This window comes from Flagellimonas ochracea, from assembly GCF_009903685.1.
GTDB classification, from domain to species: domain Bacteria; phylum Bacteroidota; class Bacteroidia; order Flavobacteriales; family Flavobacteriaceae; genus Flagellimonas; species Flagellimonas ochracea.
On the sequence record NZ_JAAABI010000004.1, the window covers coordinates 291,369 to 303,226 of the forward strand.

At 43.8% G+C, this 11,858-nt stretch carries 8 protein-coding genes; 7 read left to right on the forward strand and 1 reads right to left on the reverse strand.

Features of this window, described 5'->3' with window-relative positions; all coding sequences use genetic code 11:
• Positions 1 to 187: 187 nt before the first annotated feature.
• The 7 genes from GTQ34_RS12975 (at position 188) to GTQ34_RS13005 (ending at position 10,794) form a co-directional block, all read left to right on the forward strand.
• A complete protein-coding gene (locus GTQ34_RS12975) occupies positions 188 to 2,173 on the forward strand; it encodes a tetratricopeptide repeat-containing sensor histidine kinase (protein WP_166524234.1) in 1,986 nt (661 codons plus the stop codon).
• A complete protein-coding gene (locus tag GTQ34_RS12980; RefSeq protein ID WP_166524235.1) occupies positions 2,173 to 2,907 on the forward strand; it encodes a LytR/AlgR family response regulator transcription factor in 735 nt (244 codons plus the stop codon). Before GTQ34_RS12975 ends, GTQ34_RS12980 begins: the two co-directional genes overlap by 1 nt.
• Before the next feature lie 7 nt (positions 2,908 to 2,914).
• Positions 2,915 to 3,442, forward strand: a complete 528-nt coding sequence (locus tag GTQ34_RS12985; protein ID WP_166524236.1) for a gamma carbonic anhydrase family protein — start codon at positions 2,915 to 2,917, stop codon at positions 3,440 to 3,442.
• A gap of 35 nt (positions 3,443 to 3,477) precedes the next feature.
• A complete protein-coding gene (gene fabD, locus GTQ34_RS12990; protein ID WP_166524237.1) occupies positions 3,478 to 4,359 on the forward strand; it encodes an ACP S-malonyltransferase in 882 nt (293 codons plus the stop codon).
• Between the two features lie 156 nt (positions 4,360 to 4,515).
• Positions 4,516 to 7,851 carry a T9SS type B sorting domain-containing protein gene (locus tag GTQ34_RS12995; protein ID WP_166524238.1) on the forward strand — a complete coding sequence of 1,112 codons (3,336 nt, stop codon included), beginning with the start codon at positions 4,516 to 4,518 and terminating at the stop codon, positions 7,849 to 7,851.
• Between the two features lie 8 nt (positions 7,852 to 7,859).
• Entirely contained in the window at positions 7,860 to 8,852 is a 993-nt protein-coding gene (locus GTQ34_RS13000; protein ID WP_166524239.1) for a PorP/SprF family type IX secretion system membrane protein, read from the forward strand.
• Between the two features lies 1 nt (position 8,853).
• The gene (locus GTQ34_RS13005) at positions 8,854 to 10,794 is read left to right on the forward strand and encodes an OmpA family protein (RefSeq protein WP_166524240.1); all 1,941 of its coding nucleotides are present in this window, start codon (positions 8,854 to 8,856) and stop codon (positions 10,792 to 10,794) included.
• A 1-nt stretch (position 10,795) separates the two neighbouring features.
• Here GTQ34_RS13005 and GTQ34_RS13010 read toward each other — a convergent pair.
• Positions 10,796 to 11,858, reverse strand: a 1,063-nt coding sequence (locus tag GTQ34_RS13010; protein ID WP_166524241.1) for an APC family permease, incomplete at its 5' end; no start/stop codon positions are given.

Genomic DNA, 11,858 nt, shown 5'->3' on the forward strand with positions numbered 1-11,858 from the left:
TAAAAATATGCCCTAAAAGTAGAGGCAACATTTTCCAATAAAAACCTTGAATGAGTGAAGCATACTCCCTAATGAGTGTATCATACTTTTAGGTTTGTGAAGCCGTTAGAACAGACCATTTTTGAAGTGGGTTATCCATTATGTCATTTTTTAAAACGCCATGGATGGTGTAAGTTTACCATAACAGATGATACGGAAAGCTTACATAGGGTTATTTTTTTTGATGGTATTCCACAACGGATTTTCCCAAGAAAATGCGCAGCGTTCCAAATCAAGTGCTGGCGAAGCTGATAAAAGGGAAGCAAAGACCGTTTCCAGAGCCACATTGGACCATCAAAGATTGTTGGACTCGGCAAATTTCCATAAACGGACCGATTTGGAAAAGAGCATCGATTTTATTGCCAAATCAATCTCCGCCTTGGGAAAACAAGGGAACAAGACCGCCTTGTCCAAGTCCCTGTCCACTCTTGGTGAGATTTATCTTTACCATAGGCAATATGATTTGGCCATAACTAACTTCAAGGATGCAATCGCTGCACAATCCTTCAACAGCACAAAGATTCAGTTGGGAAAGGCCTATGTGCTCAATGTTCAGTTCCAAGAAGCGGAAGACTTACTTTTGCCGATTACCGATGTAAGGAACATGGTGCCTTATCAACGTATTCAGCTTTACGAAACATTGGGTGATGCCAATAAAGGACTTTCGAACTCTAAAGAAGCTATTGATTTTTACAAAGAAGGCCTTAACATCGCCGAAAAGAATCAGGTATCTCCCAAAATCATTGACCTAAATTCGAAAATAGCGGATACCTATGCTGGTGAGGATAAGAACATAGAAGCTGAAGGATTTTACAATAACTCCCTTAGTCTGTCCAAAGAAGTAGCCCCAGCACGATTGATTCAAGAGAACGAGAAAGTAGCTGATTTTTACAACCAAAAAAACCGATTTCAGGACGAAATACAGCTGCGGAAAAAAAGCCTCTCGGAACTTCAGCAATTAGGAGGGGTTAAGGAAGCTGACAAAAGGAAAGGCATTGCTCACGAGGATAGCATCACCTCGCAGCAGATCAATTATAAAATTGCCAACGCCTATATAGCACAAGACAGGTTGGATGAGGCCATTCCATATTTAGAGCGAAGTATTGTGGAGGCCGATGCGGAGGACGATCTGGTGGTGCAAAAAGATGCTACCAGAAAATTGTCAGAGGTGTACAGGAACAAGGGGGATTTTTCCAAAGCCTTGGAGTCTTACCAGGACTATGTCACCGTAGTGGATAGCCTTTATATAAGGAAAGAACAGGAAATATCAAGAGCGGCAAGGCTCAATAGGGAAATTGCGAACAAGCAAAACCGGATCTCCAGCCTAGAACAAGAAAGAGAGCTTTCACAAAGCAAGTACAGTTTAGCCGTAACGGAACAAAAACTATTCGAGGAGAACAGCAAGCGACAATTATGGGTCATCTACTCCTTGATTTTTGGACTGCTGCTGATGGCACTTACAGCATTGCTCTATTACCGAAGCAACAAACAGCAGAAACTGGCAAACAACCTGTTGGCCCTGAAATCTTTGCGGACCCAGATGAATCCCCATTTCATTTTTAATGCCCTCAACTCTGTAAATAATTACATTGCCAAAAGCGACGAGCGTAGCGCCAATAGATTCCTTAGTGATTTTTCGGTCTTGATGCGTAGCGTTCTAGAAAATTCAGAAGAGGATTTCATTCCGCTCTCCAAGGAATTGGAGCTTCTTGAACTTTATATAAAATTGGAACATTCCCGTTTTGCGGACAAGTTTGATTTTGAAATTGAGGTGGACAAACAATTAGATGCTGATTCATTTCAGATTCCACCGATGCTACTTCAACCTTATATAGAAAATGCCATTTGGCATGGATTGCGTTATAAGGATGAAAAAGGCCTGCTATCTATAAGAGTAAAACAACTCACCAACGATTTACTTGAAATAAGCATCGAGGACAACGGTATTGGCCGGAAAAAGTCGGCCGAACTTAAAACTTCCAATCAAAAGAAGCAAAAATCAAAGGGTATGGGAAATATCAAAAAACGGATTCAAATCCTTAACGATATGTACAAGAATAAGATTGAGGTCTCTATCACAGACCTCAATGAGAACCAAACAGGAACCAAAGTATCCCTAAAGTTGAAGAAGTAATGGTAGAGTTAAAGGCAGTTATTGTGGAGGATGAGGCCAATAGCAGGGAGATACTTCGAAACTATCTTACCAAATATTGCGGGGGAGTACAACTTTTGGGAGAAGCGGACAACGTAGACGAAGGCTTAAAGTTGATTCAAAAGAATAACCCAGACTTGGTTTTCTTGGACGTTGAAATGCCCTTTGGAAATGCCTTTGACCTTTTGGACAAAATACCCAATAGAACTTTTGAGACTGTTTTCGTCACTGCATATAATCAATATGCCATGGATGCCCTCAACCATCACGCCGCCTATTATTTGATGAAACCCATAAATATTGATGAACTAATCAAGGCAGTGGATTATGTAAGCGAGATCAAACAAAAAGAAAATGCCCTGGAGGGACAAGTGCTAAATGCCAACACGGCCCAAGTATCGGGAAAAATTACGCTACCGCAGCAAGATGGATTTCAAGTGCTGGAAGTGGGGGATATCTATTTTTGCAAAGCCGATGACAATTACACCGAAATTTATCTGGAGAAAAAGAAAATTGTGGTGAGCAAAACGCTGAAATATTTTGAAGATGCCCTTAAATCATATGCCTTCGCCCGAATCCATAAATCCTATTTGGTCAATGTGGCCGAAGTGGTGAAGTACAAAAAAGGAAAAGGAGGAAGTGTGGTGTTGTCCAATGGCAAGGAATTATCGGTATCAGCCTCAAAAAAAAGGAACTTACTATCATACTTTCAATAAAAAATAAATGATACTAAAATCAGTACGAGGAAAGTCTCCACAGCTAGGAGAAGATTGTTTTATAGCTGAGAACGCAACCCTTGTGGGGGAAGTTGCCATGGGAAATCAATGCAGCATTTGGTTCAATGCTGTGGTTAGGGGTGATGTGCATTATATAAAAATGGGCAACAAGGTGAATGTACAAGATGGAGCGGTAATTCATTGTACCTATCAGAAATCTCCGACCAATATAGGAAACAATGTTTCCATAGGTCACAATGCCATAGTGCATGGCTGCACCATAAAAGACAATGTGCTCATCGGAATGGGCAGTATTATAATGGACGATTGCGTAGTGGAAAGCAACTCCATCATTGCGGCTGGTGCCGTGGTCACCCAAGGCACCCATGTTGAATCGGGCAGTATTTATGCAGGCATGCCGGCACGGAAAATTAAAGAAGTAAGCCCTGAGCTAAGCGCTGGAGAAATTGACAGAATAGCCAATAATTATGTCAAATACTCTAGTTGGTTTAAGGAAGACCAAACAACCAAATAATCCCTATTTTAGCACCACCAAAAAAACTAAACTAAATGAAGGCATATATATTTCCCGGACAAGGAGCGCAATTTGTGGGTATGGGGCTCGACCTCTATGAAAATCATCCCAAAGCTCAAGAGTTATTCGAAAATGCCAACGAGATTTTAGGTTTTTCCATTACTGATATAATGTTTGAAGGGACACCAGAAGACCTGAAACAGACCAAGGTTACCCAACCCGCCATTTTTTTACACTCCGTGATTTTAAGGGAGGTCATGGGAGCGAATTTCCAACCTTATATGGTCGCGGGCCATTCCTTGGGAGAGTTTTCCGCATTGGTGGCCAATGGCACACTCAATTTTGAGGATGGATTAAAACTGGTGTCCGAGCGCGCTTTAGCCATGCAAAAAGCTTGTGAACTCAAACCCAGTACTATGGCAGCCGTTCTGGGATTGGATGACGAGGTCGTTGAAAAAATATGTGAGAAAACTGAAGGTATCGTAGTGCCCGCCAATTATAATTGCCCTGGTCAACTGGTGATTTCCGGTGAAGTGGATGCCGTGAATGCAGCCTGTGAAAAATTGAAAGAAGCAGGAGCACGCAGAGCACTTTTGTTGCCTGTTGGTGGTGCCTTCCATTCTCCATTAATGGAACCTGCAAGGGAAGAATTGGCAGCGGCCATTGAAGCAACAGAATTCAAAAAACCTAGTTGTCCGATCTATCAAAATGTGACCACTACGGCGGTATTTGAACCTGATGAAATCAAGAAAAATTTGATATCCCAATTGACGGCTCCTGTGAAATGGACCCAAAGTGTGCAGCAAATGGTCCAAGACGGGGCAAAATCTTTTGTTGAAGTGGGGCCGGGCAAGGTGTTGCAAGGGTTGGTACGAAAGATAGACTCCAAAGCCGAAACGGCTTCCGCAGAGGTGTAATGTTAAAGTTTTTTCAGCTTTACGCATTTCAACCAAGAAACATAGATTTAATCCACAAAGTTGTTGGGTTCTAGTCATTTTTAGTAATATTGGTGGCTCCCAAATAACCAACCAACATGATACAAAAGAACAGCACTGAAAACTATTGAATAGGTAATGCTATCCATCCTTAATACAACCTCACTTTCTGCTTTTTCCAGTTATGGAAAAGGAAGAATACTGTTCTTGATAATCACACTTTTTACTTTTGGTTTTGGTTTTGGGCAGTTTGACATCAGCATAGACAGTCCCACTCCGGTTGCCGAGGGGGATGGTCCAGGTGTGAGCACGATCGACTTCACGGTGAGCATCGACGCCTCGGACCCCGGGGCCGACATCACGGTGGACTATCTGATAAGCGGTGGCAACGAGGACGGCACCGGCGGTACCCTGACATTTTTGGCGGCCACGGCGACGCTGACCCAGACGGTGAGCGTCACCACGACCGGCGACACGGTCGTCGAGGCGGACGAAGCAGTGAGCGTTGCCCTGAGCAACGCGAGCGCGAACGCCAACATTAGCACGGCTGTGGGCAACAGTTCCTTCACGGACGACGATGCGTTCACGGCGGACATCAGCATAGACAGTCCCACTCCGGTTGCCGAGGGGGATGGTCCAGGTGTGAGCACGATCGACTTCACGGTGAGCATCGACGCCTCGGACCCCGGGGCCGACATCACGGTGGACTATCTGATAAGCGGTGGCAACGAGGACGGCACCGGCGGTACCCTGACATTTTTGGCGGCCACGGCGACGCTGACCCAGACGGTGAGCGTCACCACGACCGGCGACACGGTCGTCGAGGCGGACGAAGCAGTGAGCGTTGCCCTGAGCAACGCGAGCGCGAACGCCAACATTAGCACGGCTGTGGGCAACAGTTCCTTCACGGACGACGATGCAGCAGCGGTTACTATCGCTGATGCCAATGGTAATGAAGATAACGGACCCATTCAACTTTCAGCGGTTTTGGATAATGCCGTGGCCGGTGGGTTCACGGTACAAGTGAGCACGGCGGACGGCTCGGCCACCTTGGCTGATAATGATTACAATGCGTTGCTCCAGACCTTGACTTTTGATGGTACACCAGGTGAAATTGAAACATTTTTTGTATCGCCCAATCTAGATGCTTTGATAGAGGGAGATGAGACCGTATTGATTTCTATGAACAATTTGACACCTGCCTTACTTGCCATTAACACCTCCGATACGGCTACGGTAACAATAAACAACGATGATGTATGTGCTGCTGGTACGATTGCGCCAACTTTCTTAGCAGGATCTTTTGTGGATTTCTGTGATGCATTTGTCCAAGATCTTGATGATTATACCAACACACCTGAACCTCCAAATGCTGTATTGCAATGGAGTACTAATCCTAATCCTCTGATTATAGGTGATCATTTGACAAATAGCACAATAGACAACACACCCGACACGTATTACGGATTTTTCTACGATGCTTTGAACAATTGTGCCAGCCCTACGCTACAAATTACCATAAGCCAAAGTTTTACTCCCAACCCAGGAAATACTACGGGTATTGCACCTTGCAGTAATTCTACTGACGGTAACACCCTAGTAGATTTAGATGATCAAATAACCAACAATGACCTGGGCACTTGGTCTTTGACTGGTCCACAACCCGGTTCGTCAATCACAATCAATGCCAGTAACATTGTCAATTTTGATGGGCAACCTGAAGGGGATTATATTTTCACCTATACGACTACTGGAGCTACAGCGCCATGTGTAAATGAAAGTGTCGACTTGACAGTAACGGTAACGGATTGCTCGCTGCCTTGTGATGCTGGAAACCTAGCACCCATTTTAGATACATCCGAACCCACAGAGTTTTGCGACACCATTGTGGCAGATTTGAATGATTATGTGACCAGTACCGCCCCACCGGGAAGTGTGCTTACTTGGAGCACTAGCCCTGATCCCTTACTTCTCACAGCACATCGCAGTAGTTTGGTCAATGCACCGGGCTCTTATTTTGGATTCTTTTACGATGCGGGAAACAATTGTGCCAGTCCTGTACTGACTGTATCATTGATAAGAAACAATACACCAACTATTACAGATACCACAAGTGATCTGCGTTGTGGCGATGGAACACTGACCTTAACAGCAACTGCAAGTGATGCGGCCTCTATAAATTGGTATGCCAACCCAACAGGAGGTGTCAGTTTGGGAACAGGAGGTACGTTTGTGACGCCCTCTCTCTCTACTACCACTTCGTTTTATGTGGATGCTACGGCCAATGGGTGCAGCTCAGTCCGAACTGAGGTAGTAGCCACGGTAAATCAAGAGCCTTCTGCAGGTACGCCAAATAACACCGTTGCCTGCAACGTGGTTGGAAACGGTGGCCCCACTATAATTGATCTTGATGATACCTTGACCGATGAAGACCCGGGCTCATGGACCATAATAAACGACCCTTCAAATGGAGTTGTATCCATTGGAGCAGAAAACAATGTGAATTTTGAAGGCCTGCCCGATGGTGATTATGTGTTTGAATATACCACGACAGGGGCAGTAGCGCCCTGTACCAATAACTCTGTTCAGGTAACCATTTCCATAAGTGATTGTATTGTCGATACTGATGGAGATGGGTTGACCGATGGGGAGGAAAACAATTTAGGCACCAACCCCAACAACCCCGATACCGATGGTGATGGCCTTACGGATGGGGAAGAAGTGTTGGTAGTGGATGATCCTAGTACCACGGCCATTCCTGAAGAGGCAACTGATCCTTTGGATGCCTGTGACCCTTTCTTGACTCCGGATTGTAATCCGGAAGACATTGATTTGGCGATAACGAAAGAGGTAAATCGCGAGGAACCTTTATTGAACAGTGCCATAACCTTTACCATAACCTTGGAGAACACTACCATGGACCGTGTCCTGGATATTGAAGTGAATGATTTGTTGGATGTGGCATTTGAATATGTTTCGCATTCAGCTTCAAAGGGACTTTATGATCAAATATCTGGAGTGTGGTCCATTGATGAGTTGGATTCTGAAGAAACTGTCACTTTGGTGATTGATGTGATTGTGGTTGCTTCTGGTCAATTGCAGAACACAGCATCCATTGCATCCTCCTTTCCTGCAGATGGGATAAGCGAAAATAATACGGCCTCGGTATCTGTCCAAGTGAATCGTAGTCAATGTGAAGATCCCGGCACAATCTGCAATATCTTTTCACCGAATGGGGATGGAAAAAATGATTTTCTTGTTTTGGTCGGTCATGAAGGTTTTTCAAATAACAGCATAGAGATTTTCGACCGCTACGGTAACAGTGTCTTCCAGATGGATCGCTACGATAGTACTTGGGATGGAACAGGAAGTAATGGGGAATTGCCCAAAGGCACCTATTTCTATATTTTGGATTTAGATGCCAACGATGATAGTACAGAGGTTATAAAAGGTTGGATTCAAATCATACGATAAACAAAGAAATGCCGATAAATAAAGGATATAGCTTGTTTGCTTTGCTGTTGGCCATATGGCTGGGAGGTTTTGGCATTTCCATGGCCCAAAAAGAACCTCAATACACCCAGTACATGTATAACATCGGCAGTTTTAACCCAGCCTATGTGGGTACTGTGGAAAGTGCCGAAGCCGCTGGATTGTATCGCGCACAATGGATTGATATTCCGGGGGCGCCGACTACCATTCGGTTTGGGGCCAATGTCCCATTTGGGAATGACCGCACGGGTCTGGGTCTCAACGTGGTCAATGATGAGTTGGGACCTTCCAATCAAACCTATATTGATGTTTCCTATTCGTATCAAATCAGCCTTTCGGATGTTACCAAGCTATCTTTTGGACTATCCGCAGGAGGCTCTTTGTTAAGTTTGGACTATTCCGAGGGTTCTTTTCTGGATCCTTCCGACCCGACGATTTCTGCAGAAAATCTTAGTAATTTTTATCCAACCGTTGGTGCAGGACTATTTTTATATGGTGAAGAGGACTGGTATTTGGGTGTTTCGGTTCCCAATTTTTTGACCAACGGATTGTATAACGAAGAGGTGGCAACCATTGTGGAAGACAATTTACAGTTCAACGCCATAGGAGGCTATGTATTTCAACTTGCAGATAGGACCAAGTTTAAACCGGCATTTTTGATCAATTACTTGCAGGGCTCTCCCGTTAATGTAAACCTATCGGCCAATTTTCAATTTATTGATGCACTGACCATAGGGGCAGCGTACCGATTTGATAATGCGGTGAGCGGTTTGGCAGGTTTTCAAATATCCAATGCCTTGTTTTTGGGCTACTCCTACGATTACAACACCAATGGACTTGGAGAATTTAGCGGCGGATCGCATGAAGCCATCCTTAAATTTTACATCGGACGTGGTGGATTTGGTTCAGGTTCCAAATCGAAAGGCAAGAACAAAAAATTAAAAGGCAAACCAAAACAGATAGATTCCCCAAGATTTTTCTAACATGAACCCAATTAAAAAAACAGTTCCCTTTTTCTTTGCCTTTCTTATGGGTATGGTTTTCTCCTTGGCACAAAGTGGAAACTCTAAAGGGGACAATTACTTTTTTCAGTATGATTATCAAAATGCGGTAAGAGCGTACGAGGCCGAATTGATGGAGGATGGCCTAACAGACCAGCAACAATTTAATCTGGCCGAATCGTATTATCAGACAAAGCGTTTTGAAAAGGCTGCGCAAGCTTACATCAATCTTCATAAAAAGGGTGTGGAAATGACACCACTTCATTTGAACAGGATGATGCAGAGTCTTTCCAAAACGTCAGATAAGGAGAGAAAGAATGCCTATTTGGCAACACTCTCCTCTTATTTTGACAGGGAATTTTTGGAAAACATGGACTTCAACAGCAATCTTTTGGAAACCAGTTCCGGAGAAAATGGGCTCGATTTTGAAGTTTTCAATTTAGATGGCAACAGCCCTGAAGCTGATTTTTCCCCAGCTTTTTTTAAGGAGAAACTATTGTTTTCAAGCGGCAGAATCCAGAATACAAACAAAAGAGGAGCAACAGATGGCTACCTCAACATTTATGATGCCAATCTACAACCCAATGGTCAAATTGGCTCCGTTCAACCCTTTGCTAGAATTCCTAGTTCCGATTATCACAAGGCAACTCCATTCTATTCACTTGGATTGAACAGTGTGTTATACGTCATGTCGAATACGCAGGACAACGAATTGGCTTTTGACTCCAAAGGCAAAAACGCATTGGCGATTGGCATGCAGGTTTTGGACGGCCCCTTTCGATTATTGTTGAAGGACTTGAGCACCTCGTTTTACTATCCTTTTTATGATGAGGCCAGTGGTAAACTTTATTTTGCTGCCAATTTTGAAGATGGTTATGGGGGTACTGATTTGTATTTTGTGTATACCAACAATGGGCAGATTATGTCAGCACCCATTAATTTGGGTCCTCGAATCAACTCCCCTGGTAACGAAATTGCACCTTTCATTTTTGAGGACAGCTTCTATTTTGCCTCCGATGTGTTTTATGGTTTGGGCGGAATGGATATCTATAAATCCAATATTGAGGATGAGGCCTTCAGCATACCCATCAATTTGGGAATGGGCATTAACTCCCCAGAAGACGACTTTGGTTTGATCATGCGCAACGAAGGCGACGGACTATTGGGTTATTTTGCATCGAACCGAGCAGGTGGAAAAGGAAAAGATGATCTTTATGGCTTTAAAGTGGATGAAAAGCCGGGACTCAAAACCTTCACATTAAAAGGAAAAGTGGTTAAACCCTACAACACTTCAGAAACCGTTTCCAAAGCCGCTGTGCGATTGTTGAAGAACGATGGTACACTGCTGGCCGAAACCTATTCCGATGATGATGGGAATTATCGATTGGAGATACCCTGGGAAAGCGGGGTGGTGGTTGAATCCGCCAAAGAACGTTTTTCTGATTTCAGCAGAACATTTTCCGAAGAGGACATGAACGCGATGGAGAACAGCACATATGATATACAGGTTGCCCTGTATGATGATTTGGTAGAAGAAAAAGAAGGACAAAAGGTGGTCAAGATGGATGATTTCTATTTTGAAACGAGTCAAACATCGCTCACTTCAGAAATCCAGCAAGAGCTGGACAAAGTGGTTTTATTTGTGGAACAATTTCCTTCGGTGCAATTAAGAATTGAAACCTATACCGATAGCAGGGGGGGAAGCAGCACCAATTTTAGATTGACACAGGCCCGCTCCGATGCCATAAAGCAATATTTAATACAAAAAGGGGTTTCGCCCACCAATATTATCTATTCCATTGGGTACGGTGAGGATAAAATTTTGAACAACTGCACCAATGGGGTCTTTTGCTTGGAAGTATTGCACAAGCAAAATCAAAGATCCCTGATTGTGGTGCTTAATGACAATGTGCTTTTCAACTAGTCTAGACCAGCACCATCCAACAATAATAAAGGGCGAAGCACGAAAGAAAGACGATTCCCAAATAGGTCAATAGTTTAAGACCTGATTTTGGTCGATACGCCTCGGGAATGTCCTTTCCCGTTACAGTTTTCAGGTTCATCCACCCCAACAGCGGAGCTAAAACAAAAGAGACAAATGTGGCCAAGGCCACCAAATGGGCCATGTTGGCACCAAAAAGCACAATGACCACCCAATTTACCAACGCCATAAAAACTACCGCCACAGCAAAGGCCTTATTGCTTTTAAATGCGTAGTTGTTAGGGAAAAGCTTTTCAAGAACATCAATGCTAATGCGAGAAACCGCATCGTGGGCGGTCATACAGGTGCTGAACATGGTGGCAAAAGCAGCTATAGCAATTAAAAAGTATGCCCAATTCCCGATGTGGACGGTGAATAAACCCACCACCTGATCAGCAAATACTACGGCACTTCCGCTTAGTTCGGTTCCAGTGCCGTACAAGGTCATCCACCCAATAATCAAAAAGAACACTGCTAGGAGTGCCGTTAGAAAATAGCCCAAATCAAATTCTTGCAATGCTAATTTTAAGGATGGCTTTTCTTTCATGGTCTTAAAGTTTTCGATACTCCATAAACTTACCCATCCTGAAGCTTCTACCGCCGTGGGCATCCACCCCATTAATCCTATTAAGAAAAGAATACCGACTTCGTTGAAAATCTCCGGTCTTTGATAATTTTCCGCGCCTGGAACGGGGCCTTTGTGCACCACCAAAACCGTTGTGATGATCAAGGCCAAGAACAAAATGGAAATAACCGCTTTCAAAGAGTTTTCCAAAAATTGATATTTTCCTATGATCAGCAAGGAGCTTATGAACACAAAAAGACCAAATGCAATACCCCCTGTACTCAAACTGGACAGTTGGAATAAATTCATAAAAAGTCCGGCAGTGACCACATAGAGTGCAGCCAATATGGTAAAGGTCGAGACTAAGGTAACAAACGCATAGATCCAGAGGTATTTTTTTCCAAGGTTCAGATACCCTTCAACAAGACTTTTTCCTGTTACC

Bases quoted from the DNA above. Each gene is read 5' to 3' on its own strand.
- GTQ34_RS12975 (WP_166524234.1), top strand. From the start codon at position 188: ATGATACGGAAAGCTTACATAGGGTTATTTTTTTTGATGGTATTCCAC.
- GTQ34_RS12980 (WP_166524235.1), top strand. From the start codon at position 2,173: ATGGTAGAGTTAAAGGCAGTTATTGTGGAGGATGAGGCCAATAGCAGG.
- GTQ34_RS12985 (WP_166524236.1), top strand. From the start codon at position 2,915: ATGATACTAAAATCAGTACGAGGAAAGTCTCCACAGCTAGGAGAAGAT.
- fabD (WP_166524237.1), top strand. From the start codon at position 3,478: ATGAAGGCATATATATTTCCCGGACAAGGAGCGCAATTTGTGGGTATG.
- GTQ34_RS12995 (WP_166524238.1), top strand. From the start codon at position 4,516: ATGCTATCCATCCTTAATACAACCTCACTTTCTGCTTTTTCCAGTTAT.
- GTQ34_RS13000 (WP_166524239.1), top strand. From the start codon at position 7,860: ATGCCGATAAATAAAGGATATAGCTTGTTTGCTTTGCTGTTGGCCATA.
- GTQ34_RS13005 (WP_166524240.1), top strand. From the start codon at position 8,854: ATGAACCCAATTAAAAAAACAGTTCCCTTTTTCTTTGCCTTTCTTATG.